Source organism: Streptomyces sp. SLBN-8D4, assembly GCF_049739545.1.
GTDB lineage: Bacteria > Actinomycetota > Actinomycetes > Streptomycetales > Streptomycetaceae > Streptomyces > Streptomyces canus_C.
Genome location: NZ_JBMGQC010000001.1, coordinates 3665906 through 3691380, shown reverse-complemented (window position 1 = coordinate 3691380; position 25475 = coordinate 3665906). Strand labels below are relative to the sequence as shown.

At 70.3% G+C, this 25475-nt stretch carries 22 protein-coding genes; 9 read left to right on the top strand and 13 right to left on the bottom strand.

The annotated features are described in order from the left end of the window. Window positions 1-27: 27 nt before the first annotated feature. From RKD20_RS16365 to trhA, 3 genes are all read right to left on the bottom strand, one after another. Window positions 28-654: a TetR/AcrR family transcriptional regulator gene (locus tag RKD20_RS16365; protein WP_424878377.1), complete on the bottom strand. Its 627-nt coding sequence runs from the start codon at window positions 652-654 to the stop codon at window positions 28-30. 11 nt (window positions 655-665) lie between these two features. Further along, window positions 666-2204 carry an MFS transporter gene (locus tag RKD20_RS16360; protein WP_424878376.1) on the bottom strand — a complete coding sequence of 513 codons (1539 nt, stop codon included), beginning with the start codon at window positions 2202-2204 and terminating at the stop codon, window positions 666-668. A gap of 103 nt (window positions 2205-2307) precedes the next feature. Beyond that, window positions 2308-3021 carry a PAQR family membrane homeostasis protein TrhA gene (trhA, locus tag RKD20_RS16355; protein ID WP_424878375.1) on the bottom strand — a complete coding sequence of 238 codons (714 nt, stop codon included), beginning with the start codon at window positions 3019-3021 and terminating at the stop codon, window positions 2308-2310. Window positions 3022-3360: 339 nt separating this feature from the next. Here trhA and RKD20_RS16350 point away from each other — a divergent pair, with 339 nt between their 5' ends. Continuing rightward, a complete protein-coding gene (locus tag RKD20_RS16350; protein WP_424878374.1) occupies window positions 3361-5184 on the top strand; it encodes a phosphoenolpyruvate carboxykinase (GTP) in 1824 nt (607 codons plus the stop codon). A gap of 186 nt (window positions 5185-5370) precedes the next feature. Here RKD20_RS16350 and RKD20_RS16345 read toward each other — a convergent pair whose 3' ends face one another. From RKD20_RS16345 to RKD20_RS16330, 4 genes are read right to left on the bottom strand one after another with little or no spacing between them, the layout of a single operon-like run. After that, complete coding sequence (locus tag RKD20_RS16345; RefSeq protein WP_424878373.1) at window positions 5371-5967, bottom strand: hypothetical protein; 597 nt, start codon at window positions 5965-5967, stop codon at window positions 5371-5373. Then, window positions 5954-7510 carry a substrate-binding and vWA domain-containing protein gene (locus tag RKD20_RS16340; RefSeq protein WP_424878372.1) on the bottom strand — a complete coding sequence of 519 codons (1557 nt, stop codon included), beginning with the start codon at window positions 7508-7510 and terminating at the stop codon, window positions 5954-5956. Before RKD20_RS16340 ends, RKD20_RS16345 begins: the two co-directional genes overlap by 14 nt. Beyond that, window positions 7507-8691 (bottom strand): toxic anion resistance protein, encoded by a 1185-nt coding sequence (locus tag RKD20_RS16335; RefSeq protein WP_424878371.1) that lies wholly within the window; start codon window positions 8689-8691, stop codon window positions 7507-7509. Before RKD20_RS16335 ends, RKD20_RS16340 begins: the two co-directional genes overlap by 4 nt. 16 nt (window positions 8692-8707) lie before the next feature. Continuing rightward, window positions 8708-9772, bottom strand: coding sequence for a hypothetical protein (locus RKD20_RS16330; protein ID WP_424878370.1), 1065 nt, complete (start codon window positions 9770-9772; stop codon window positions 8708-8710). Between the two features lie 404 nt (window positions 9773-10176). On the opposite strand from RKD20_RS16330, the gene RKD20_RS16325 reads away from it, so the two are divergent. Then, window positions 10177-10914, top strand: a complete 738-nt coding sequence (locus tag RKD20_RS16325; RefSeq protein ID WP_424878369.1) for a hypothetical protein — start codon at window positions 10177-10179, stop codon at window positions 10912-10914. Window positions 10915-11039: 125 nt separating this feature from the next. On the opposite strand, the gene RKD20_RS16320 is transcribed toward RKD20_RS16325, so the two are convergent. From RKD20_RS16320 to RKD20_RS16310, 3 genes are all read right to left on the bottom strand, one after another. Beyond that, window positions 11040-12314, bottom strand: a complete 1275-nt coding sequence (locus tag RKD20_RS16320) for a glycosyltransferase (protein ID WP_424878368.1) — start codon at window positions 12312-12314, stop codon at window positions 11040-11042. Between the two features lie 210 nt (window positions 12315-12524). Beyond that, on the bottom strand, window positions 12525-12947 hold the full coding sequence (locus RKD20_RS16315; RefSeq protein WP_424878367.1) for a hypothetical protein: 423 nt from the start codon (window positions 12945-12947) through the stop codon (window positions 12525-12527). 91 nt (window positions 12948-13038) lie between these two features. Next, window positions 13039-14250 (bottom strand): pyridoxal phosphate-dependent aminotransferase, encoded by a 1212-nt coding sequence (locus tag RKD20_RS16310; RefSeq protein ID WP_424878366.1) that lies wholly within the window; start codon window positions 14248-14250, stop codon window positions 13039-13041. Between the two features lie 126 nt (window positions 14251-14376). Here RKD20_RS16310 and RKD20_RS16305 point away from each other — a divergent pair, with 126 nt between their 5' ends. Further along, window positions 14377-15039 (top strand): hypothetical protein, encoded by a 663-nt coding sequence (locus RKD20_RS16305; protein ID WP_424878365.1) that lies wholly within the window; start codon window positions 14377-14379, stop codon window positions 15037-15039. 202 nt (window positions 15040-15241) lie between these two features. Continuing rightward, the gene (locus tag RKD20_RS16300; RefSeq protein ID WP_424878364.1) at window positions 15242-16174 is read left to right on the top strand and encodes a S1 family peptidase; all 933 of its coding nucleotides are present in this window, start codon (window positions 15242-15244) and stop codon (window positions 16172-16174) included. A gap of 30 nt (window positions 16175-16204) precedes the next feature. Here the strand turns inward: RKD20_RS16300 and RKD20_RS16295 are convergent, their stop codons facing one another. Both RKD20_RS16295 and RKD20_RS16290 read right to left on the bottom strand, forming a co-directional pair. After that, window positions 16205-17815 carry an N-acyl-D-amino-acid deacylase family protein gene (locus tag RKD20_RS16295; RefSeq protein ID WP_424878363.1) on the bottom strand — a complete coding sequence of 537 codons (1611 nt, stop codon included), beginning with the start codon at window positions 17813-17815 and terminating at the stop codon, window positions 16205-16207. A 32-nt stretch (window positions 17816-17847) separates the two neighbouring features. Beyond that, window positions 17848-19122, bottom strand: coding sequence for an amino acid deaminase (locus RKD20_RS16290; protein WP_424878362.1), 1275 nt, complete (start codon window positions 19120-19122; stop codon window positions 17848-17850). A 156-nt stretch (window positions 19123-19278) separates the two neighbouring features. Here RKD20_RS16290 and RKD20_RS16285 point away from each other — a divergent pair, with 156 nt between their 5' ends. From RKD20_RS16285 to RKD20_RS16265, 5 genes are all read left to right on the top strand, one after another. Further along, window positions 19279-20343 (top strand): sugar kinase, encoded by a 1065-nt coding sequence (locus tag RKD20_RS16285; RefSeq protein WP_424883229.1) that lies wholly within the window; start codon window positions 19279-19281, stop codon window positions 20341-20343. After that, the gene (locus RKD20_RS16280) at window positions 20340-21101 is read left to right on the top strand and encodes an IclR family transcriptional regulator (RefSeq protein ID WP_424878361.1); all 762 of its coding nucleotides are present in this window, start codon (window positions 20340-20342) and stop codon (window positions 21099-21101) included. The genes RKD20_RS16285 and RKD20_RS16280 overlap by 4 nt, the downstream gene beginning before the upstream one ends. Continuing rightward, the gene (locus RKD20_RS16275; protein WP_424878360.1) at window positions 21098-21508 is read left to right on the top strand and encodes a RidA family protein; all 411 of its coding nucleotides are present in this window, start codon (window positions 21098-21100) and stop codon (window positions 21506-21508) included. The genes RKD20_RS16280 and RKD20_RS16275 overlap by 4 nt, the downstream gene beginning before the upstream one ends. Window positions 21509-21635: 127 nt before the next feature. Beyond that, the gene (locus tag RKD20_RS16270; RefSeq protein ID WP_424878359.1) at window positions 21636-23108 is read left to right on the top strand and encodes a GntP family permease; all 1473 of its coding nucleotides are present in this window, start codon (window positions 21636-21638) and stop codon (window positions 23106-23108) included. A 188-nt stretch (window positions 23109-23296) separates the two neighbouring features. Continuing rightward, window positions 23297-23800 (top strand): hypothetical protein, encoded by a 504-nt coding sequence (locus RKD20_RS16265; protein WP_424878358.1) that lies wholly within the window; start codon window positions 23297-23299, stop codon window positions 23798-23800. A gap of 21 nt (window positions 23801-23821) precedes the next feature. Here the strand turns inward: RKD20_RS16265 and RKD20_RS16260 are convergent, their stop codons facing one another. After that, window positions 23822-25156: a M14 family metallopeptidase gene (locus RKD20_RS16260; protein WP_424878357.1), complete on the bottom strand. Its 1335-nt coding sequence runs from the start codon at window positions 25154-25156 to the stop codon at window positions 23822-23824. Window positions 25157-25475 lie beyond the last annotated feature (319 nt).

The window sequence follows — 25475 nt, the reverse complement described above, 5'->3', positions numbered from 1 at the left end:
AGGATGGCATGCGGGCGCGCGGTGGGCTCAGGGCTTTTTCGGGGGCAGCCCGTGTTCCAGGACGTGCAGGGCGCGGTCGGTGAGGCCGTGCAGGTCGTCCTGCATGCCGTTCTCCGCCCAGTACTGGTACATCTCGGTGAGGCCGCCGAGCAGGGACATGGTCTGGACCCGTACCTCCAGGTCGTCCGCGTCCCGGCCGGTGCGTTCCGCGATGGCGCCGGCGAGCAGGCGGCCGGTGACGGACATGCTCTCCATCATGCGGGCGCGGACCGCGGGGACCTGGATCATCAGATGGGCGCGCAGCCGGGTCACCTCGTGGTCCACCTCGGAGAACTCGAGGGCGCGGTGCAGGATGTGCCGCACGGACTCCATCCACGGTTCGTCCGCGGGCCGGGCGAGCAGTTCCTCCAGCATGACGGGGTCGTACTCGTCCGTGAGGACGATGTCCTCCTTCGTGGGGAAGTAGCGGAAGACCGTGGACGGTGACACCTCGGCGCGCTCGGCGATCTGCTCGACCGTGGTGGCTTCGTAGCCCTGTTCCTCGATCAGCGCGTACGTCGCGTCGCGGATCGCCGTCCGGGTCTTGATCTTCTTCCGCTCGCGAAGTCCCAGCTGGGAGAGGTCAGCGGGGGGAGTGGAGTGTACGGGCGTCATGGGTGCCATTCTCAGGCATGGGCCTCCTCGGCAGCCATGTCCGGGTCCGTGGGGGTCTCGGTCGGGCGGGGTGTGCTCGGCAGGAACGCGGCCGCGAGGAGTGCGGCGACGAGGGCCGCGATGCCGCAGACCAGCAGGACGACGCCCATGCCGTGGACGTAGGCGCTGTTCGCGGAGGCCAGCAGGTCGGCCGAGCCGGTGCGCTGGGCGACCTGGTGGGCGGCGACCACGGACTCCTGGGCGGTGTCGGCGGCCCGTGCGGGCAGTCCGGTGACGTCGAGGCGGTCCCGGAAGGTGGAGGCGAGCAGGCTGCCGAGCAGGGCGATGCCGATCGCGCCGCCGACCTGGCGCATGGTCATCAGGAGTCCGGAGCCGCTGCCGGCGCGGTCGCGGGGCAGGGCGCTGAGGCCGCCGTTCATGGCGGGGATGAGCGAGAGGCCGAAGCCGAAGCCGGTGAGGGAGAGCCACAGCGCGACGAATCCGTAGCCGGAGTCCGCGGTCGTGCGGCTGCCCAGGAGCCCGGCGAAGGCCAGGACCACCAGGCCGGCGCTGACCGTGGCGCGGGCGCCGAAGCGGGTGACGACCTTGGGGGCGAGGCGGGAGGCGACCAGCAGTCCGCCCATCATCGGCAGCAGCCGGACGCCGGTGCCGAGGGCGTCGTGGCCGAGGACGGCCTGGAGGAAGGGCGGGAGGACGAACAGCAGGCCGGAGAGGACGAAGTTCACGAGGGTCGCGGCGATGGTGTTGAAGAGGAAGCCGCGGTGGGTGAGCAGGGTCATGTCGAGCATGGGGTGCCGGACCCGGCGTTCGCGCAGCACGAGTCCGGCGATCAGGACGACGGATCCCGCGAGCATGCCCAGTACCAGCGGGTCGCCCCAGCCGCGGGCGGGTGCCTCGATGATCGCGTAGACGAGGGCGCCGAGGCCGGTGACGGTGAGTGCGGTGGAGAGGGCGTCGACCGTGGGGGAGGAGGGGTCGCGGGTCTCGGGGAGCAGGAAGACGCAGGCGGCGATGCCGATCGCGGCCATCGGGACGTTGACCAGGAAGACCGAGCCCCACCAGAAGTGGTTCAGCAGCCAGCCGCCGATGATCGGGCCGAGCGGCAGGCCGAGCGCGGAGGCGGCGGAGACGATGCCGACGGCCTTGGTGCGCTCGTCGGGAGCGAAGAGCGTGGGCAGCACGGAGAGCGCGAGCGGGGTGACGAGGGCGCCGCCGACACCCATCAGCGCGCGGGCGGCGATGACCGCGTCGACGTCGCCGGCCAGTGCGCCGACCAGGGAGCCGGCGAGGAAGACCGCGAGTCCCGCGATCAGCATCCGGCGCCGTCCGAACCGGTCGCCGAGGAGGCCCGCGGGGAGCATCAGGGCCGCGAAGACGACGACGTAGGCGTCCGCCATCCATTGCTGGGCGCCGGTGCCGGCGTCGAGGTCGGCGGCCATGGTCGGCAGGGCCACGTTGAGGATCGTCAGGTCGAAGCCGAGCGTCAGCATGCTTGCGACGAGGGCGGCCAGGGCCCACCAGCGTCGGGGGTCCGGAGTGATGGTTTCCATAAAATGAGAGTAACTCTCAAAAGCTATGGACTGTCAATCGACTTGGGCATGCAAAAAGGGCCACGGCTGGGAAGCCGTGGCCCTCGGAAGGGTGTGCAGCGGTCTACGTGTGCTGGTACGCCACCAGTGAGATGCCGACGTAGTGGACGGCGAACGCGGCCACGGTCAGGGAGTGGAACACCTCGTGGAAGCCGAACCAGCGCGGTGACGGGTTCGGTCGCTTGAGGCCGTAGATCACGCCGCCCGCGCTGTAGAGCAGGCCGCCGGTGACGACCAGGACCAGGACCGCGACCCCGCCGGCGCGCATGAAGTCGGGCAGGAAGAAGACCGCGGCCCAGCCCATCGCGATGTAGCAGGGGGTGTAGAGCCAGCGCGGGGCGCCGACCCAGAAGACCCGGAAGAGGATGCCGGCCACGGCCGCACCCCAGATGCCCCACAGCAGCCAGCGCCCCTTGCTGCCCGGCAGGAGCAGCATGGTCAGCGGCGTGTAGGTGCCCGCGATGATCAGGAAGATGTTGGCGTGGTCCAGCCGTCGCAGGACGCCGTCCATGCGGGGGCTCCAGGTGCCCCGGTGGTACAGCGCGCTGACGCCGAACAGCAGGCAGGCGGTCAGGGCGAAGATCCCGCAGGCGATCCGGCCTCTGGTGGAGTCCGCGAGGGCGGTGAGCGTCAGCCCCGCGATCAGTGCGGTCGGGAACATGCCGAGGTGGAGCCAGCCGCGCAGCTTCGGCTTGATGGGCTCGGCCAGGTCGTGGGCGTGCTGCTTGATCTGGTGGGGCAGGGACGGTGCGTTGGCGTCGGGGGCGGGCGGCGTCATGCCCGGCATCGTACCTACGGGACCGTAAGTTACGCATGAGTACTGCGCGCGGAACGGTCGAGAGTGGCCATCGTCTCACGGGAGTTGACCAGTAAAGAAACGGTTGGCTGAACGCTAAGTGCACGCAAATAAACGCGCTGTGTCCATGTAAAGCGTGGCGATCCTCACTCCGCTCACCTGTGATGCCCTCTGGACAGATGGGCGCTTCAGTCGGATGATCAAATGAGTGCGGTCGGCACCGGATGAGCGCCAAGGTCACCACCGAAAAGGCACGAGAAGCATCCGGGTCGCAGCCCCCACGGGGCCTCCAAACAAAAAATCCCTCATCTAGGAGCAATCGTGGCGCGCGACATCGCGGCTCCCCCCGTCATCCCCACCCAGCACAAGGAACTGATCTCGTGGGTGAACGAGATCGCCGAACTGACCCAGCCGGACAGCGTGGTCTGGTGTGACGGATCCGAAGCGGAGTACGAGCGCCTGTGCGAGGAGCTCGTCGCGAAGGGCACCTTCAAGAAGCTCGACCCCATCAAGCGCCCCAACTCCTACTACGCGGCCTCCGACCCGACCGACGTCGCGCGCGTCGAGGACCGCACCTTCATCTGCTCGGAGAAGGAGGAGGACGCGGGGCCGACCAACCACTGGAAGGCACCGGGGGAGATGCGGGACATCTTCGCCGGGGAGCAGGGCGTCTTCCGCGGCTCGATGAAGGGCCGGACGATGTACGTCGTCCCCTTCTGCATGGGCCCGCTCGGCTCGGATCTCTCCGCGATCGGCGTCGAGATCACCGACTCCGCGTACGTCGCGGTCTCCATGCGCACCATGACCCGCATGGGACAGCCGGTCCTCGACGAACTCGGCGACGACGGCTTCTTCGTCAAGGCCGTGCACACCCTCGGGGCGCCGCTGGAGGAGGGCCAGGAGGACGTTCCCTGGCCGTGCAACTCCACCAAGTACATCTCGCACTTCCCGGAGTCCCGCGAGATCTGGTCCTACGGCTCCGGCTACGGCGGCAACGCCCTGCTCGGCAAGAAGTGCTACGCCCTGCGCATCGCGTCGGTGATGGCCCGCGACGAGGGCTGGCTCGCCGAGCACATGCTCATCCTCAAACTCACCCCGCCGCAGGGCAAGTCCAAGTACGTCGCCGCCGCGTTCCCGTCCGCCTGCGGCAAGACCAACCTCGCCATGCTGGAGCCCACGATCTCCGGCTGGACCGTGGAGACCATCGGCGACGACATCGCCTGGATGCGGTTCGGCGAGGACGGCCGCCTCTACGCGATCAACCCCGAGGCCGGCTTCTTCGGCGTCGCGCCCGGCACCGGTGAGCACACCAACGCCAACGCGATGAAGACGCTGTGGGGCAACTCGGTCTTCACCAACGTCGCTCTCACCGACGACAACGACATCTGGTGGGAGGGCATGACGGAGGAGACCCCGGCCCACCTCACCGACTGGAAGGGCAACGACTGGACCCCGGATTCCGGGGTCCCGGCCGCCCACCCCAACGCCCGCTTCACCACCCCCGCCGAGCAGTGCCCGATCATCGCGCCCGAGTGGGAGGACCCCAAGGGCGTGCCGATCTCGGCGATCCTCTTCGGCGGCCGGCGCGCCTCGGCGGTGCCGCTGGTGACGGAGTCCTTCGACTGGAACCACGGCGTCTTCCTCGGCGCCAACGTGGCCTCCGAGAAGACCGCCGCCGCCGAGGGCAAGGTCGGCGAGCTGCGCCGTGACCCCTTCGCCATGTTGCCGTTCTGCGGCTACAACATGGGCGACTACATGGGGCACTGGGTCGACGTGGCCAAGGGCAAGGACCAGTCGAAGCTGCCGAAGATCTACTACGTCAACTGGTTCCGCAAGAACGACGAGGGCAAGTTCGTCTGGCCCGGCTTCGGCGAGAACAGCCGCGTCCTGAAGTGGATCGTGGAGCGGCTGGAGGGCAAGGCCGAGGGCGTCGAGACGCCGATCGGTGTCCTGCCGGCCAAGGACTCCCTCGACACCAAGGGCCTCGACCTGGCCGACTCCGACCTGGAGTTCCTGCTCACGGTCGACAAGGAGGTGTGGCGGGAGGAGGCGTCGCTGATTCCCGAGCACCTCAACACCTTCGGCGACCACACCCCGAAGGAGCTGTGGGACGAGTACCGGGCACTGGTGGAGCGCCTGGGCTGAGGTCCCGACAAGACGCCGCGGCCGGCTCCGATCGTGCCCTGACCAGCTGTATCGTCACGGCCGGCCGCGGTTTGAGTACGGCGAGGCCGCACACAACGGCGTGTGCGGCTGTGGGCCCGCCCGCACCTTTCCCGTCCGCCCCGACGGGAAGCCGGTGAGGGCGGGCCCTCGCCGTTCACCGCGCCGCTAACGGTCCGACCGTTCCTCCAGGTAGCGGGTGTGGGTCTCCTGCCGCCTGGCCTCCGCGTCCCTGAGGCCCGCCGCCAGGTGCTCCGCGTCCTTCTTCATCAAGCTCAGCTGCTGTTCCAGATGGAGCTCGGGGGACTCCGTGCCCGGTGTCATCCTCGTCCACCAGCGGGTCCGGGCGAAGCTGTCCACCGCCTCCGGGAGGTCCCGGCGCACGATCCGGGACAACGCGTGGACACTCTCCGGGTCGTGCGCCAGGAGCTCCGTGGACCAGCCGCGGTCCAGCAACGCCGACAGGAGTTCCGTCAGTTCACGCAGCCGGGCCGCCGCCGTGACCGACAGGTCGATGTCCGACAGGTAGGCGCGGACCTCCTCGAAGTCCGCCCGCACCTGATCCAGCTGGGCCGACGGGTCCGGCAGGTCCGGCAGCGCGGGACGCTCCGGCGGGGCGACCAGCGCGCCCGCGCCGTAGAGCCCGGCCACGACCACGGGCCAGTACGGGCCCGCCACCCCCGTGAAGGTCAGGACCAGGCCCGCCAGCCCGCACGCGCTGCCCGCGATGTTCTTGCGGGACTCCAGGTATCTACTGATAGCCACGGATCTCCTCGAAGGCGCCGTCCAGCGAGCCCCGCCGGGCGTCGAAGAGGCGGCCGCCGGTCAGGTCGGCGATGTGGGCCAGCTCCGAGCGGTCGGAGTCGCCGAAGAGGATGGTGAAGACGGGGGTGTCCCGGGCCTCCCGGCCGAGCCGGGCGTAGAAGGCGTCGAAGTCCCGCGCCTTCGCCCCGGCCGTGTTCTCGCCGTCCGTCATCAGCACGATCGACGTGAACGCGTCGCGGCCGGCGCCGAGATGGCCGTACGCCTTCTCCAGCGAGGTGTAGATCGCGGTGTCGCCGTCCGCGGAGAGCGCCGAGGTGTCCTCCCGGATGGCGGCCAGGCCGGCCCGCGGGTCCGTCGGCTCGACCACGTGGGTCCGCACGCTCTTGACCTGGGAACCGAACGGCATCAACGTGACCTCCTCGCGTTCGCGGAAGTCGCCGGTGAGGTCGGTGAGGGCCGTCTTGAGGCGGTCCAGGCGGTCGCCCTCCATCGAGCCCGAGGTGTCCAGGACGTACACGGTCCGCGACGGGCGGCGCAGTTCGTTCTCGTAGGAGTCGAGCAGGCCGTCGGCGACGGAACGGGTGCCCGGGAAGGGCAGTTCACGGCGGCGGGTGGTGTCCAGGCCGCCGGCCGGAGGTACCGAGGCGACCACCGGGCGGCGGTGGGTGTGTGCGGTGACCTGCCGCTGGATCCTCTCGGTGCGCAGGTCCTCGGTCACGCGGCGGACGTCCTCGCGGGTCCGCGCGCTCGTGGACCTGAGCGAGGTGAGCGGGTAGTCGGCGGTGATCACGCCGTCGCGCGGGCGGATCACGGTCAGGCCCGGGATGCCCATGAGGACGGACTCGTAGTTGAGCAGGGCGTCGACGTCACCGCGCCGGTCGTAGGCCGCCGCCAGCCAGCCCGAGGAACCCGAGGTCAGCTTCTGGCCCTTGAAGAACTCCTTCAGCCGGGGCGTGGCCTTCGTGACGTCCGCGTCGGTCAGCGCCGACTGGGCGCCGGAGAGGGCCGAGGCGACCGAGACCAGCGTGGAGAAGCCGGAGTTCGAGCGGGCCGGGTCGGTCATGCCGTACGTCAGCCTCCCGTCCTGGACGGCCTGTTCGACCTGGGACCAGGTGACGTCGGCGGGCCTCCAGCCGAGCGCCTTCACCGTCGCGGACCGCACCCCGATCGCGACCGGGCTCGACATGACGGGCGTCTCGGAGACCACCTTCCGCGCAGCCTCGGGGTGCAGCCGGAGGTAGTCGTTCGAGGACAGCCACAGGGCGTCGTACCGACCGTCGGTCTTCCCCTCGGCCAGCATCCGCACGGCGTCCAGCGTGCCGATGGGATTCAGCTTCACCTTGACGCCGGTGTCCTTCTCGACCTGGGCGAGGACCGGGGCCATGTCGCTCAGCTCACTGGAGGAGAGGACGCGGAGCGTGCCCGGCTCGGCGGGCCCGGGAACGCCGGGCGTCGAGAGACCGCTGATCCCGTCGTCCTGGGTCGTGCAGGCGGTGAGCAGGCCGAGCGCCGCCAGGCAGGCGGCCACCGCGCGTCGTCTCATCCCAGGCCCCCTTCCAGGGCGCCCTGCGACCGGCTGCGCTCCAAGTAGGCGCCGGCGTGCTGGAGTTCCGACGCCAGCGACTCCACGGTCGCCGCCATCGCCTCGGTCGCCTGGACCTTGTACGTGTCGATCGCGTCCAGGGTCCGGTAGATCTGCTGGAAGGCGGACCGGAGGGTCTCGGCGCCGACCGCCGGGTCGGCCGCGATGCGCTGGATCTCCCCGCTCTGGGTCGCGAGCATCTCGGCGTTGCCCCGGATGAGGTCCTCGGTCGTCCCGCGCAGGGCGTTGACCTGCTCGACGACCTTCTTCTGGTTGTCGAGCGCGGAGGCCAGCATCACGGAGATCCGCAGGGCCGACACGGTGGTCGTGGCCGCCCGGTCGACGCCCTTGATCAGCTCCTCGTTGTTGCGCCGTACGACGTCCATGGCGAGGTAGCCCTGGGCGCAGACGGCGAGCTGGGTGAGCAGGTCCTGGTGCTTCTGCCGGACCGGGAAGAGCACGTCGGCGCGGAGCGAGTCGGCCGCCCCGGGATCTCCTACGGCAACAATGTGCTGCTCGACGGCCGCGTCCAGGGCCTCGGTCAGCACGACGTACTCCTGGAGCTTGCCCATGGTCTCCCACAGGCGGACCCGCTCGGTCTGCAACGCGGCGTTGTCCCGGCGCAGTTCGTCCTGGCCGCCGCGCAGCGAGCCCACGATCCTGTTCAACGTCCCCTGCGCGGAGGCGTACTTGGCGACGTGGTCGCGCAGCCTGTTGCCGCCGGGGAGCCGGGACAGGAACTTGCGGCCCTTGGCGGCGGACAGGTCCCTCGGGTCCAGGTCCTCGACCACGCGCCGCAGTTCGACGAGCGATCCGGCGACCTGGGACTGGGCGTCCCCGCCCTTGTCCGGCAGGCTGCGCACGGTCCGCTCCAGCATCCGGTTGGACTGCGCGGCGGCGCCCCGCAGTTCGCCGGCGCCGAGCGCGGTGATCTCACCGACCTTGCCGGCGAACTCGGGCGAGCGGGCGTCGAGCGTCGCGAGTCCCTCGACGTACGCGGCGGCCTTCCTGGCCATGTCGGTCCGCACGGAGTCGTCGACGGGGACGAGCCCGCCGGCCCTCTCGCGCGGCACGGCGGCCACGGGCTCGGGCGGAGTGAGCGTGAAGGTGTCGTTGTCGTTCATGGAGTTCATGGATGTCATCGGTGCTGTCCCCCCGTCATCCCCGGGCCCGTCGCGCCAGCTCGTGCAGCACCGCGGAGGTGGGCACGGGCGCCTGGCGGACGCCGGTCAGTTCCTGCTTGAGATAGGTGGTGGCCGAGGCGAACTCGGTGGCCTCGCCCTGCGGCCGGAACCCGTGCCGGACCTCCAGCTCACGCAACCGCGGGTCGGTGGCGAGGAGTCCGGCGACGGCCTGGCCGTTCTCGGTCAGCGGTACGACCGTGTGGTCGCTGTTGACCGTGGTGTCCGGGTAGAGGACGACCAGGTCGTCGGGGTGCTGCCCGGCCGCGAGGAGCGCGGCGACCTGGGACTCGTAGACCAGGACGAGCGGATTGCCGGCCCCGCTGACGAAGTCCCGGAAGGCCGCGTCCGTGCTGGACTGCTGGGCGCCCTGCACGCTGACGAGCTTGTGCAGCAGGGGAGTTGCCCTCTTGACCTCCGTGTCGCTCGCGACGACCTTGCCGCCGTTCGCCACGTAGGAGGCGGCGGCGAGGTAGAGGGCGCCGGAGTTGGAGGTCTCCGGGTCGGTGCTGGAGAGGTAGAGGGTGCCGGTCAACTCCCCGTACTTGTCGGCTCCCTTGAGCTGCTGCCAGGTGCGGTCCTCGCGGGCCGCGTCGACATAGGCGGCCATCTTGAGGGTGCCGCGGTGTTCGGCGTCCAGCGTGGCCAGGCCGTTGCGCGCCAGGACCTCGGCGGCGTTCTTGTGGGCCACGACGACCAGGGGCGAGTAGAAGGGCCGCGGGAGGGTCCCCCGTACCCCGTGCTTCGCGGCGAGTTCGGCGGCCGGTGCCTGGCTGGACGGGAAGGCGAAGTCGTACCCGCCGAGGTCCAGTCCCTCCATGGCCCAGGACCCGGAGGTCTCGGCCTTCACGGTGTAGCCCTTGGCGGCGAGGGCCTTCACCACATCGGGATCTTCGAAAAACTCCGCCTTCTCCGATCCGATCACTCCACGCACGGTCTTCGTTGCCGTGCCCTTGTCGTCCGCTTCCCGGCCCGCTACGACGGCTGCCACCACGCCGCCGATCAGCAGGACCGCGAGGACGATCCCTGCGATTCGTCTCACGCCGGGGAGCGTGCTCCCGGAACGGTAAGTTCCTGGGCGATCCGGGTGAACGGGAGGTGTAGTACCGGTCCCGGATCAACACGGGCGCCCTGCAGGGGCGCGGGGAACTGCGCGACCAGCCACGAAGCACCCGCAGCCGCAGGACGGCACGAGGCCCTCGACACTTCGGTTCCCTGATATTCGGTCAATGTCACCCGTTCGGCGGTGTTGTGAACGGGCGCCAACAGTATCGATGTCGCTTGGGTGGCCTTTGTCCACAGAAAGGGCGGATGCATCATCATTTTTCCATGAAGGGGGAAGAAGTGCCTCGTATGTACCCATAAGGGATGAGACACGCAAGCGAATCGAAATGCACTCCGTGTGTGCTTACGGTCTGATCCCTCCCAATCGTGAGGAAGGTTCTCTTGAACCGCAGAACGATCAGAATCTCGCGCCTGCGATCAGCGACGATGGTGTCGGTGGGCGCCGTCGCCGTGGCGCTCAGCGTCGTCCCGAGCACGGTCGCTGTCGCCGACGCGATGCAGGGGTCCAGCGCCGACCGCGCCGTGCCGCACCTGCGCCCGAACAACGCCCCCACCGGCGCCATCGCCGACGCGATCCGCAGGGCCGGCTCCGACGGGCAGGCGGCATTGCATCAGGACGGCACCGACCTTCGCAGCATCCAGGGCAACGGCCACGGCTCCGAGGGCAAGCAGGGCCCGCGGGGGCCGCAGGGTCCGCATGGGGCGCAGGGTCCGCGGGGGCCGCAGGGTCCGCGTGGCCCACAGGGCGCGCAGGGCGCGCAGGGTGCTCAGGGCGCGCAGGGCGCGCAGGGTGCTCAGGGCGCGCAGGGTGCTCAGGGTGCTCAGGGCGCGCAGGGTGCTCAGGGTGCTCAGGGTGCTCAGGGCGCGCAGGGTGCTCAGGGCGCTCAGGGCTCGGTCGGCAGTTCCTACGTCAACACCGCCACCGCCCTGGGGACGGCGACCGTCAGCTGTAACGGCACCGATGTCGCCACCGGAGGCGGGGCTCTGACCTCAACGCCCCTCACCGGGAGCTACCCGCTCGGCGGCACCCCGACGACGCCTCCCAATGGATGGCAGGGCATCACCACCGCAGGCAGCCCCATCACCGCGTACGTGGTCTGCGCTGATGTGACCCCGTAACTCCCCTCTGAGCGGTGCCCCCGAGGCTTCGGCCGCGGGGGCACCGTTTCAGTGGTGGCACCTCGAACCCGACCGGCGTACCACGGGGCGGAGGCAGGCTCCGAGAACCATGGGCGCCGTGTCCCCTAGACCAGCAGCGGGCCGCCGCACCGTTCGGCGCCGCCCTTGACCGCGATGAGGTTGGCGAGCACATACGAGATGTTCTTCTCGGAGTGCCACTCGGACGGGAAGAAGGTGGCAAGGCGCGAACTCTGGAACCGCGCCTCCAGGTCGGGCACGAAGGCGCGGTAGTGGTTGTCCGTGTAGTACCAGAACGAGTTCTCGTTGTAGTAGGCGACGTGACTCGGGTCCTGGTACGCGCCCCGGCCGTCGGAGCTGGGTGTCACCGTCAGGAGCATGCCGCCCGGCGCCAGCAGCCGGTACAACTCGTTGATCAGAGGCACCTTCGCGGGCACGTGCTCGAGGAAGTTCACGGCCCGCACCAGGCCGACGGAGTCGTCGGGCAGGTCCACTTTGCCGGGCAGGGTCGCGACGATGTCGACGCCCTCCGCCCGGTACTTGTCCACGCCGACGTAGCCGGGCGGCTTGCGGCGGGCCGCGCCGAGGTCCAGCGCGACGAGTCCCCTCCGGTACGTCCAGGCGAGGGCGTTGGCCTCGATGTACTTGTCGTACAGGGCGACCGTCTCACGCTGGATGTGCGCGTTGATCTCCGGGTCGCGCTGGGTGTTCGCAGGGTGCATCCGCTGGAGGTACAGACAGCGGGGGATGTGGTGGAAGTCGCCGATGTGGTAGAGACGGCACATCAGGTCCTGATCGTCGAGGACCGTGCGAGCCGCGTCGTACCCTCCGGCCTTGTCGTAGGCGTCCTTGCGGAACGCACGCACGTGGTTGGGCGCGTACCAGATGTAGGCGACGTTGTGCGGGGTCGGAGCCATGGACCTGACTTGCAGCAGCTTGCGCCCGTCCACGCGCACGTCCTCGTAGTGCCAGCCGTGCTCCTCGTTGAAGCGACTGTCGTCGCGCTTCCCGTCCTCCGCGATCTGCGCGGTGTTGCTGTAGACGAACACGGCGTCGGGATGCGCGTCGAAGGCCTTGCCGAGTTCCGCCAGGCACGCCTTCGCCAGCAGGTCGTCGTGGTCGAGTTCCACGAGGATCTCGCCGCGCGCCAGTTCACAGGCCCTGCGTTTCGCCGCTCCGACCCCGACGATCTCGTCGGCGATCTCCACCCGGACTCTGTCGTCGGGCTGCTCCGGCCGCCACCGGGCGCCGTTGTTGAGCAGGACGATCCACTCCCAGTCCGAACAGGTCTGCGCTTGCAGGGTCGTCAGGCACTCATCGAGGAAACGGGGCCGGTGGCTGGGGGTGAAGACGGAGAACCTGGGTGTCGCGGTCGACGTCAACTGATGCTCCCTGGACGAGTGCCATGTCCATCGACGTTACGAGGCCGTGGCGACCTTGCCGCTGCTTGGCAGGAGCATGGGCCGCGCGGTCCACCCGAATGTACGCAGGGAGATCTTCTGACAAACATGGCGCCCGGTCCGCACGTCGCTACGGATGCGCGCGGACCGGGGCCGTTGAGGGAGCCGTATGACTCAGTGGAGCCGTACGGCTCAGTGGGTGGCGAGTTCGCGGGGCTCCAGGGCCGCCGCGTGGGAGTCCATCCGCTCCGCCGCCAGGATCGCCGCCGCCGTGTCCGCGCGGGACGCCGCCACGAGCAGCGCGCGCCCGGCCACCGCGTGGGCACGCCGGTGCAGGTCGGTGAGGTGCGGTTCCGCAGTGACCGAGGTCAGCGAGGCGCGGGCCGGTGTGCCGCCGCCCCGCAGCCGGGCCACCTGCTCGGCGAGCCGCTCGGCCGCGGTGTCCAGGTCGGCGGACGGGGCCAGCGCACGCAGCTCGTCCGTGACGGCGAGCAGGGCGGCGAGATGGCCCGCGAGCTGGATGTCCAGCTCTTCCTCACGGGAGCGGTGGGGGAAGTCGGAGGGGGTGTCGGCCATCGTGGAGTGGACCGACTTGGTGCGGATCGGTTCGTACATGGGATGGCCTCCTGTGCAGTCAGGAAACCATCCTAGCTTAGATTCCGTCTAAAGTTGAGCGAGCCGAGGAGATCAAGTGCCCCGGCGAGGTTTACGGCTGCCCGTACCCGTCCAGGAAGTTCCCGATCCGCCCCACCGCGTCCCGCAGGTCCCCGGTCGTCGGCAGCGTCACCACCCGGAAGTGGTCGGGCTCGGGCCAGTTGAAGCCGGAGCCCTGGACGACCATGATCTTCTCCTGGCGCAGCAGGTCCAGCACCATCCGCCGGTCGTCCTTGATCTTGAAGACCTTGGGGTCGAGCCGCGGGAAGAGGTACAGCGCCCCCTTCGGCTTCACGCAGCTCACGCCGGGGATCTGGGTCAGCAGCTCGTACGCCACGTCCCGCTGCTCGACCAGCCGCCCGCCCGGCAGCACCAGGTCCTGGATCGACTGCCGTCCGCTGAGCGCGGCGACCACCCCGTGCTGTCCCGGCATGTTCGCGCACAGGCGCATGTTGGCCAGGACGGTCAGGCCCTCGATGTAGGAGTCGGCGTGTGCGCGCGGGCCGGAGATCGACATCCAGCCCACCCGGTAGCCCGCCACCCGGTAGGCCTTGGACATGCCGTTGAAGGTGAGGGTCAGCAGGTCGGGGGCGACCGCGGCGGTCGGGGTGTGCGTGGCGCCGTCGTAGAGGATCTTGTCGTAGATCTCGTCCGAGCAGACCAGCAGGTTGTGCCGGCGGGCGATGTCCGTCAGCCCCTTGATCATGGTCTCGTCGTAGACCGCGCCCGTGGGGTTGTTGGGGTTGATGATGACGATCGCCTTGGTGCGGTCGGTGACCTTCCGCTCCACGTCCGCGAGGTCGGGCATCCAGTCCGCCTGCTCGTCGCAGCGGTAGTGCACGGCCGTACCGCCGGACAGGGACACGGCGGCCGTCCACAGCGGGTAGTCGGGGGCCGGTACGAGGACCTCGTCGCCGTCGTCGAGCAGGCCCTGCATCGCCATCACGATCAGCTCGGAGACGCCGTTGCCGATGAAGACGTGCTCGACGTCGGTCTCGATGCCGAGGGTCTGGTTGTGCATGACGACGGCCCGGCGCGCGGCGAGCAGTCCCTTGGCGTCGCCGTACCCGTGGGCCGTGGAGACGTTGCGGAGGACGTCCTCCAGGATCTCCGGCGGTGCCTCGAACCCGAAGGCGGCCGGGTTGCCCGTGTTCAGCTTGAGGATGCGGTGCCCGGCCGCTTCCAGGCGCATCGCCTCCTCGAGAACCGGGCCCCGGATCTCGTAACAGACATTGGCGAGCTTGGTCGACTGGATCACCTGCATGTCTGGGAGCTTACGGCCCGGTAACGCCTCACGGGTCGTGTTTTCCGCCACGTGAGACGCGTCGGTTTGGGTTGTTATCGCCGGTAGCTGTCCCAGGCGCCTCATCCGTCCCTAGAATCCGTCGCCATGTCGAGGCCAGTCGAATACGAGTCCGGGGCGCCGAACGTCTATCAGCCGCAGCCCGCTGCGGCCCCGGCGTACGAGGAGTTCCCGGACCCCGCGGCCGCGCACGGCTGGCAGACCGCGTACGACGCGACGGCCGAGCTTCCCCGGGTCGGGCCCGCCGGCCCGGAGTCCGGCGGCCGGGAGCCGGGCGGGCCGGATTCCGCAGGCCGCGCCGCCCGGCGCCGGGCCGCTCGCGGCGGGCGCGGTCGGCGCTCACGCCGGGTGGTCGTGGCCTTCGGAGCCGTGGGGGCCGTGGGGGCGGCGGCGCTGATCGCGGGGCTGTCCCTGTCGGGCTCCTCCTCCGAGTCCGGGCGGGACCCGGCGAGCGGTACCACCTCGGCATCCGCGGAGACGGGTGACGCCACGGACCCGGCCTCCTCCGCCCTCCCGGCGGCGCCGGGAGCGGCGGCCTCCGGCGGGTCGGCGTCCGGCGCGGACGCGTCCGGCGCGAGCCCCTCCCTGGACGCGTCCGGGGACCCGCGGACGAGCGGGAGCCCGTCGGCCCGGGCCTCCTCCGGTACCTCGCCCACCCCTTCGGCGAGCTCCGCCACGACCGGCGCCGACGGCCCGGGGAACTCCGACGGCAAGGGACGCGGACAGGGCAGTACGAAAAAGCCCAAGTAGCCCTGCGACTGGGTAAGTTGATCTCGTCGAACGGGCAGCGGGGGGTGCGCGCTGTCCCGGATGTGGAGGTGTCGCCCGTCGAGAGGCGCGGGCTCGGCACAGCTTCTTGCCCAAGCGACCACCCTTCTTCACAATGTTCATGACAAACTCACGGGCGGCCGGAAGATTTCCGGCCGCCCAAGTCGCAAGAGGGGACCCCCACATGAGAAAGCCTCTCGTCGCCGCGCTCAGCGCCCTGGCCCTGGCCGGGATAGGCGCGGCACCCGCGGTGGCCGCCGAGCCCACCGCATCGAGTGTCGGCAAGAGCGTCGACACGGACACCCCCGTCTCCGTGGTCCACGACGTGGTCACGTCCGCCACCGCGGCCCTGTCGCAGGTCACGTCACCGTCGCCGGGGCTCAAGGCCGTGACCCTCGCCGGGACCGTCTCGCTCAGCAACTGTTCCGGTTCGGTCATCCGGTTCCCGAACTCCCTGGACACCGACCCGGCGCTGGTGCTCAGCAACGGGCACTGCCTCACCACCGGCTTCCCCGAGCCGGGCGAGGTGCTCACCAACCAGGCGTCCAGCCGCACCTTCGGGCTGCTCAACTCCTCCGGCACCCGGGTCGCGACCCTGCGCGCCAGCAAGCTCGCCTACGGGACGATGACCGACACGGACGTGTCGATCTACCAGCTCACCAGCACGTACGCGTCGATCAAGAGCTCGTACGGCATCTCCGCGCTCACCGTGCAGGACACGCACCCGACCGCAGGGACCGCCATCACGGTGGCCTCCGGCTACTGGAAGCGGCTCTACAGCTGCAACATCGACGGGTTCGTGTACCGCCTGAAGGAGGGCGACTGGACCTGGAAGGACTCGGTCCGCTACACCTCCGCCTGCCAGACCATCGGCGGCACCTCGGGCTCGCCCGTCATCGACCAGTCCACCGGCAAGGTCGTCGCCGTCAACAACACCGGCAACGAGGACGGCGAGCGCTGCACGGAGAACAACCCGTGCGAGGTCGACGCGAACGGCAACGTCACCGTCCGCGAGGGCATCAACTACGCCGAGGAGATCTACAACATCCCGGCCTGCTTCACGACCGGCAACCAGCTCAACCTGAACGCGAGCACCTGCACCCTGCCCAAGCCGTAACGGCCGACCCGTAAGGCGCGAGGCGTTCCGTCACATGGGACTGCGACGGACCGCCCGCCCCGCCAGGACGTCCGTGCGCCGGCCGTCCTCGATCACGAACCTGCCGTCGACCAGGACGTGCGGGATGCCGGTCGGCAGCCTGCGCGGGTCGTCGAAGGTCGACCCCGGGGCCACCGTCCGCGGGTCGAAGAGGACCAGGTCCGCGCGGTATCCCTCCCTGACCAGGCCGCGGTCCGGCAGCCGCAGCCGGGACGCCGGGCGCGAGGTGAGGTGCGCGACGCACTCCTCCAGGGACAGGACGCCCAACTCCCGTACATACGTGCCGAGATAGCGCGGGAACGTGCCGTACGCCCGCGGATGCGGCTTGGCTCCCTGCAGGATGCCGTCGGAGCCCCCGGTGTGCACCGGGTGCCGCATGATCGTGCGGACGTTCTCCTCGTGGCCGACGTGCTGCAGGATCGACGGGGCCAGCCGGTCGGCGAGCAGGAGCCCGCGGGCCGTCGTCCAGGGGCTCTCGCCGCGCAGCCGGGCCGACTCCGCGACCGTCCGGCCGACGAAGTCCGCGAGGGCCGCGTCGCCGACACCCGAGATCTCGACGGTGTCCCACTCGACGGGCACGCCGTGGCAGCCGTCCGCCCCGACGGCCTCCATGTGGTGCCGGATCCGCTCGGCCGTGTCGTCGTCCGCCAGCCGCTTCAGGACCGCCTCGGGGCCGCCCTCGCCCGCCCAGCTCGGCAGCAGCGCCGCGAGGGTCGTCGCGCCGGGCGTGTAGGGGTAGGTGTCCAGGCTGATGTCGGCGCCCGACGCCAGCGCCTCGTCCAGGAGGGCGAGCAGCTCGGGCGCCCGGCCCTTGTTCACGCCGAAGTTCATGGTGGCGTGGGCGAGATGGAGGGCGCAGCCGGCCTCCCGGGCCAGGGTGACCATCTCCTCGTACGCCTGCAACGCGCCCGCCCCGTACGAGCGGTGGTGGGGGCAGTAGTAGCCGCCGTACTCGGCCACCACCCGGCACAGCTCGGTGAGTTCGGCGTCCGGGGCGTACATGCCGGGGGTGTAGGTCAGGCCCGAGGACATGCCGAGCGCGCCCTGTTCCATGCCCTCCGCGACCAGCCGGCGCATACGGCCCAGCTCCTGTGGAGTCGCCTCGCGGTCCTCCCAGCCGACGACGAGCGCGCGGAGCGTGCCCTGGGGGATCAGATAGGCCGCGTTGACGGCGATCCCGCGGTCGAGGCGGTCCAGGTACTCGCCCACCGACCGCCAGTCGAAGTCGATGTCGTCGCCGTAGCCGTTCCAGCCGGTGACGGCGCGGCGGACCTCCTCCAGAGTGCGGTCGTCGACCGGCGCGTACGACAGCCCGTCCTGGCCCAGCACTTCGAGTGTGACCCCCTGCGCGGCCTTGGCGCTGTGGTCGGGGTCGCGCAGCAGGGCCAGGTCGCTGTGCGCGTGCATGTCGATGAAGCCGGGGGCCAGGACGAGCCCCTCGGCGTCCAGCTCCCGCCGCGCCTTGGGCCGTTGGCACCCGGCCTCGGCGGCCTCCTTGACGATCGAGACGATCCGGCCGCCGTCGACGACCACGTCGGCGCGGTACGAGAAGCCGCCGCTGCCGTCGACGACGTCCGCGTCCCTGATGACGAGCTCTTCCATCGCCGGAGTCCCTTCGCGTCTCGGATCGCGTCTCAGAAGAACGTGCGGATGTATTCGACGACCGTGCCGTCGGCCTCCGCCACCGGGATCAGCTGCCACTTGTCGAAGGACGTGCACGGGTGGGAGAGGCCGAGGCCCAGCCAGTCGCCGACCTCCAGGTCGGCCTCGGGGGCCGTGGCCAGCCAGGCGTGCTGGTCGGAGAGGGCGGTCACCTCGACGCCGCCGGCCGGGCGCTCGACGCCGTCCCGGCGGACCACCTGTGCGAAGGGGAGGTCGAGGTCGTGGGCCGCGTCCCGCTTGCCCGCGTTGGCGAAGGCCTGTTCGGGGGAGGGGCGGGAGACGATCTGCGCCCACAGGCGGAACGCCGGCTCCAGGGCGCCCTCCTCGGGGATCCGGTTGAAGGGGGTCACCTTGCGGTAGTGGCCGTCGTCGTGCGAGACGTAGGCGCCGGAGCGGAGCAACTTCAGGACGGGGCGCGAGAGTTCGGGGATCTCCGCGAAGACGTCGGCGACCGCGTCGAACCAGGCGCTGCCGCCCGCGCTGACCACGATCTCGTCGAGCCCTTCCGCGGCGAAGCGTCCCGCCTTGTCGAAGTCGACGGCCAGGGCGGCGAGTCGGCGCAGCCAGGCGTGCACCCGCTCCGGGTCCGCCCCGGGAACCTCGCCCTCGTACCCGGCGACGCCGACGAGCCGCAGCGTCCCGGTGGCCGCGACCGCGTCGGCGACCGCCGCGCACTCCGCCTCCGTACGGACACCGGTGCGGGCGCCCTCCCCTGCGGCCAGCTCGACGACGACGTCCAGGGGGCGGGCGGTCCCCCGCAGGGCCGCGTCCATCAGCTCGACCGCGCGCACGGAGTCGACGTAACAGACGAAGCGGAAGCTCGCGTCGCTCGCCAGCTCGCCGGCGACCCACCTCAGGGCCGCCGGGTCCACCAGTTCGTTCGCGAGGAAGACCCGCTGGACGCCGTACGCCCGCGCGACGCGCACCTGGTGCGGGACGGCCAGGGTGATGCCCCAGGCGCCGCGCTCGATCTGGCGGCGGAAGAGCTGGGGGGCCATGGTCGTCTTGCCGTGCGGCGCGAAGGCGAGGCCGTGGCGGGCCGCGTACGTCTCCATGAGCGCGAGGTTGTGCTCCAGGCGCTCGGCGGAGAGGGCGAGCACGGGGGTCGTGAAGCCGTCGGTGAAGAGGTTGCGGCGCTGAGCGGTCAGCTCGGCGACGGTCATGCCGTCCGCGTCCGGTGGCAGGCCCTTGAAGCGGTGGTCGACACGGTCCTCCGCGAGGCGGGCGAGCGCTTCGGTGCCGGACACAAGGGCCTCCCTGAAGGTGCGTTGCAGTGTGTGCAACGTCCATTGCGTATATCGCTGACTGCTGTCTAACATCCACGCCAACGCCGGGTCAATGAAGGAGCTACGACCATCGTGAAGCCCCCCGACGCCGTGGACGTCGTCGCGCTCGGCGAGTCCATGGTCACGTTCCTGCCCACTCGGCCCGGCCGACTCGCCGACGTGCCCTCTTTCGACCGGGCGATCGGCGGGGCGGAGTCGAACGTGGCGTGCGGGCTGGCCGCCGCCGGCTTCGCGGTGCGGTGGGTCAGCCGGGTCGGGGCCGACGGGTTCGGGGATCACCTGGTCGAGACGGTCGGGGGGTACGGGGTCGATGTCTCCTCCGTCGGTCGTGATCCTGCGCGGCCCACGGGGGTGTACTTCCGTACGGCGGGGGACCGGGCCACGGACGCGCATGAGGTGGCGTACTACCGGGCGGGGTCGGCGGCTTCGGCGATGTCGGTGGAGAACGTGGACCTCTCGGCGGCACGGGCGGGGCGGGTGCTGCACCTCTCGGGGATCACGGCCGCCTTGTCGGACACGTGTCTGTCGTTGCTGCGTGAGCTCACGGCTCCCGGTCCTGAGCGTCCCCTTGTCTCCTTCGACGTCAATCACCGGGCCGGGTTGTGGCGTGACGCGGACGGTCCGCGGGTGCTGCTGGAGCTGGCCCGGCGGGCCGACATCGTGTTCGTGGGGGAGGACGAGGCGGAGGAGGTCTGGGGGGTCGTGGGCGGTCCGGCGGCTGTTCGTGCGGTGTTGCCCGAGCCTTCGGTGCTGGTGGTGAAGCAAGGAGGGAAGGGGGCTACCGCATTCGTTTCGGCTGCGGCTGAGCGGGGGCTGGTCGCGCCCCGCGGCGGAGCCGCATATCGACACGGCCCCGCGCCCCTGGGCAGGTCCCAGTCGACGTCGAGCATTTTCGTCCCCGCCCTCGCCGTCGACGTCGTGGCCACCACCGGCGCCGGTGACGCCTTCGCCGCGGGGTTCCTCTCCGCGACCCTGCGCGAACTCCCCCTCCGGGACCGCCTCCGCCACGGCCACCTCTGGGCCGCCGCCGCCCTCACCGCCCCCGGCGACCTCGCCGCGCCCCCCGCACGCGCACACGCCGACCGCCTCGTCGCCGTCGGGGACGACACCTGGGGGACACTTCGACTCGGCCCCGGCTGGACCCAAGCCGACCCGGCCCCGGAGGAGGTACGCACCCCATGAGCCAGACCGTCGACCGAGCACTGAGCATCCTGCCGCTGCTCGCCGAGGGCCCCGCCGACCTCGGGCAGGTCGCCGAGCGCCTCGGCGTCCACAAGTCCACCGCGCTGCGACTCCTCCGCACGCTCCACGAACACGGCATGGTCTACCGGCAGTCCGACCAGCGCTACCGCCTCGGCGCCCGCCTCATCGCGCTCGCCCAGGAGGCGATGGAGAACCTCGACATCCGCGAGATCGCCCACCCCCACCTCGTACGGCTGAACGAGCAGTGCGGTCACACCGTCCACCTCGCCGTGTACGAGGAGGACGAGGTGCTCTACATCGACAAGGTCGAGAGCCGCTACCCCGTGCGGATGTACTCGCGGATCGGCAAACCGGTGGCCATCACCGTCGCCGCGGTCGCCAAGCTGCTGCTCGCGGACCTTCCCGAGGCCGAGCGGCAGGCCCTCGCGGACAAGCTCGAATACCCCCTGTACACGGCCCGTTCGACCCCCAACGCCCCCGCGTTCCTGAAGGAGTTGGAGCGGGTGCGCGAACAGGGCTGGGCCACCGACCTCGGTGGCCACGAGGAGTCCATCAACTGCGTCGCGGCCCCCGTCCGCGGCGCCGACGGCAGGGTCGTCGCCGCGATGTCGGTCTCCGCGCCCAACGTCGTCGTCACCGCCGAGGAACTCCTCGCCCTCCTCCCACAGGTCCGCCGTACGGCCGATGCCATCAGCGGCGAGTACTCCGGCAGAACACCAGCAAAGGACCCCGTATGACGGACAAGATCGCACTCACTCCCAAGACGCACACCACCCCGCCCGCGAAGTTCTCCCACGGGGTCAGGAAGGGCAACATCCTCCAGGTGGCCGGGCAGGTCGGCTTCCTGCCGGCCGAGGACGGCAAGGCGCCCACGCCCGCCGGTCCCACCCTGCGCGAGCAGACGCTCCAGACCCTCGCCAACGTCAAGGCGATCCTGGAGGAGGGCGGCGCCTCCTGGGACGACGTGATGATGATCCGCGTCTATCTGACGGACGTGGACCACTTCGCCGAGATGAACTCGATCTACAACACCTACTTCGAGGAGCAGGGCCTCACCGCCCCGCCCGCCGCCCGGACCACCGTCTACGTCGGCCTTCCCGCCGGGCTCCTCATCGAGATCGACGCGCTCGCCGTCCTCGGCTGACGCTCCCTCACCTCCCGCGACTCCCGCAACTCCCGCACGTCCTGCACGGCACGGCACCCCACGGGGCGCCGTGCCGCGATCCCCCCTGCCCGAAAGCTCCATGCACTTACGCAGAGGACCCCCCTTCATGTCCCTACCGCTCGCCGCGACCACCGAGACACCCCCGCACACCGGTGGCCTGCTCCTCCTCATCGACGGCACCGCGGGCCTCCTCACGGTCGCCGCCCTCGGTATCGCCCTGCTGCTCTTCCTGATCATCAAGGTGAGACTCCAGCCCTTCGTCGCCCTGCTCGGCGTCTCCATAGCCGTCGGCCTGCTCGCGGGTCTCTCGGTCACCGAACTCTTCGGCACCGTCCAGCGGTCGGACGCGGTGTCCACCATCGAGTCCGGGATGGGCGGCATCCTCGGCCATGTCGCGATCATCATCGGCCTGGGCACCATGCTCGGGGCGATCCTCGAAGTCAGCGGCGGGGCGGAGGTGTTGGCGTCCCGGCTGCTGAATCTCTTCGGGGAGAAGCGGGCGCCCCTCGCCATGGGCCTCACCGGTCTCATCTTCGGCATCCCGGTCTTCTTCGACGTCGGCATCTTCGTGCTCGCGCCGATCGTGTACGCGGCGGCGAAGCGCAGCGGCAAGTCGATCCTGCTCTACTGCCTGCCGCTGCTGGCGGGCCTGTCGATGACCCACGCCTTCCTGCCCCCGCACCCCGGCCCGGTCGCGGCCGCCGGACTGCTGCATGTGGACCTCGGCTGGGTGATCCTGATGGGCGTCGTCTGCGGCATCCCGGCGGTGCTGGCCGCGTGGGTCTACTCCGCGTGGGTCGGCCGCCGCATCTTCGTCGCCGTGCCGCAGGACATGGTGGAGGCGGCCGCGGAGGCCAGGCTCGCCGTCATCGAGGAGCAGCGGTCCCAGGGGGTCGAGCCGCGTGAGGACCCCGTCCCCCTCGGCACGGTCCTCGGCATCATCGGTACGCCCCTGGTCCTGATCCTCGCCGCCACGTTCTCCTCGATCGCGTTCGACCCCTCCACGGGCCGCTCGGTGATCGAGTTCTTCGGCAGCCCCTTCGTGGCGCTGACGATCGCCCTGCTCCTCGCGTACTACCTGCTCGGCATCCGCCGCGGCTGGTCCCGCAGGTCCCTGGAGCGGGTGTCGACCGCGTCCCTCAAGCCCGTCGGCAACATCCTGCTCGTGGTCGGCGCGGGCGGCGTCTTCGGCGCGGTCCTCAAGGCCAGCGGGGTCGCCCAGGCGCTCTCGGACACCTTCAACGACGTCGGCCTGCCGGTGCTCGTGCTGTCGTACCTGATCTCGGTGGTCCTGCGGGTGGCCCAGGGCTCGGCGACCGTCGCGATCGTCACCACGGCGGGCATCGTGGCGCCCCTGCTCTCGGAGGGCCACCACTCCCAGGCCTTCGTCGCCCTCGTCATCATGGCCATCTCGGCCGGCTCCATCTTCGCCTCCCACGTCAACGACGGGGGCTTCTGGATGGTGGCCAAGTACTTCGGCATCAGCGAACGGGACACCCTCAGGACGTGGACCGTGCTGGAGTCGGTGCTGTCGGTGGCGGGCTTCGTGATGGCCGCGGTGCTGAGCCTGTTCGTGTAGACGGTCCCGGAGTCCGCCGCCGCGGGCCGTCGTGGCGGACTCCGGCCTCGCCCCACGTCAGCGGCGGAGTGCGTGGGGCCGGCGGGGCCGCGGGTGTCCGTGGTGGTGCGGTGGCCCCATGTAGGCGTCCGGTAACGATGTTGGGGCCGGGTGTGCCGGGCACAGGATCGTCGACCATACTGCCCGCTGTGGAGCAGCGCATAGGTTCGAGCAGCAAGCCCCTGGAAGGCGCCGGGTTCGACCCGGCCTTCGTCCCCGGGCTCACCGCACCCGTGTCCGGCGAGACGGAGGACACCGAGCCGGCGGACGCCGTCGAGGCCGCCGGCACCGACGAGCCCACGGCCACGGAGGCGGCCTCCGAGGAGGCCGAGGAGACCGCCGGGGAGGAAACCCCCGACGGTCCCGTCTTCGAGGCCGCCGACCGGCGCGCGAAGATCGTCGCCGACCACCGGGGCGTCCGCCTCTCCCTCGACGACCAGGCCTGCGAGTTCCGCTGGGACGAGATCGGCGCGGTCGAGACGGAGTCCCCGCGCTTCGGCAAGCGGTTCACCATCACGGTGCACACGCCCGACCGCCGCTGGTACCCGATCGAGATCGAGGCGGCGTCACGATCCGACTTCGCCACGTGGGACGAGCAGTTGGACGCGGTCATGGACGAGTACTTCGAAGAGGAGCCGGCGGAAACCGACTAGGGGCGCGGGGCCGTAGTCGGCCTAGCAGTACTGCGCCTGCTTCCCGATGGACCGGTACATGCAGTCCGAGTTCTCCAGCAGTTGCAGCACCGCGTCCCGGTTGCGCGAGGTCTCCCGCTCGATCACCTCGTCGGGCGGGTAGAACCCACCGCCGGAACTCGACGTCGGGTACATCTCGAAGGTGTACGAGAAGATCTTGTGCGTGCCCCAGAGATAGTCGTCGATCGAGCCGTCGGTGATGTACAGGTCGCTCGCCTGCTCCGCGGTGTACCCGTTGCTCGCGGCCATCTTCTGCCCGACCGCCTTGAACACGGCGTTGTCGTCCGCCGTCATCCCGGTCGCCGTGTCGGAGTACGTGTACCCGTAGGGCCACAGCACCAGTTCGCTGTACGTGTGGAAGTCGATGTTCGTCTTGATCTGCTGGACCCCGCCGACGACCCGGCTGCGCACGAAGTTGGCGACCACCTTGACCTCGGGTGCCGACTCGGCCGCCGTACCCCGGTAGGTCTCGGAGGACGTCGAGCCGGAGGAACCGCCGCAGCAGCCCCAGCGGTAGGCCCAGTTGCGGTTGAGGTCCGTACCGACCGCCGACGAACCGGAGTTGGGCTGCCGGTTCTTGCGCCACGAGCGGTAGGAACCGGTGGCGATGTCGTACTCGCCGCCGTCCGGGTTGAGGTCGGGGATGATCCAGATCTCACGGCTGTTGACCATGTTCGTGATCCGGGAGTCGGAGCCGTAGCCCGCGCCGAGTTCGCGCAGCAGGTACAGGGCCATCTCCACCGTGAGGTGCTCGCGGGCGTGCTGGTGGTGGGTGAACAGCACCTCGGGCTCGGCCTCGTCGGTCGCCACGTTGTCGCTGATCTTGATGGCGACGATGTCCCGGCCCTGGTACGACGTGCCGATGACCCGCTTGCTCATGATGTTCGGGTAGGCGGCGAGGCGCTGGTCGATCTCGGCGTTCATCTCGGCGTAGTTGTGGTAGCGCGAGTCGGCCGAGGGGAAGTCGTAGAGCCGGGCCCCGCCTTCCGCGGCCTGCGCCGGGGCCGACCCCAACGCGGTGACCTCGTAGCCGAGTTGCCGCAGTTTCCGGATCTGGTCGGCGCGGCCGGAGACCACGACGGTCTCCTCGTCGGCCTCGTCCACTGTCACGCCCGTCTGCTGGATCGCGGTACGGGTCACGGGTGTCGAGTGCTGGTGGATCTCGTACTGGCGGACGTCCTCGGTGCCCGGTGCCGCCTTCGGGGCGCTGTCGGCGTTGGCGGAGAGCGGGGCCGCGAGGGCGAGGGCCAGAACGGCGGCGAGGGCGGCGTAGCGGGTGCCGCCGCGGGCGCCGGAACCGCGTGTGCGAAGTCGCATGAAGTCTCCTGTGTTCTCCAGGGATTCCGGGATCTCCGGAAGTGGGGAGTGGAGCGGGGGTGTTTCAGCGAGTTCTGCGACGTGCTGCCGGTGCGGGTGTGCCGCTCATCGTGCGGCTATGGCATGAGCAGGTCAAGAGCGAACAAAGACGCGATGGCGTGAACTGTGCGTCGGCTGTGTGTGGTTGAGGGGCGGGGCCGGCGGAGTGTACGCGGCTCCATGGGCCATGGCGTGCCTCTTGGGGAAGTGCACCCACGGGTGTGAGCGGTACGTGCATATATCTGAGCGCCAGGACCACAGTGGGGACTCCGACCACACC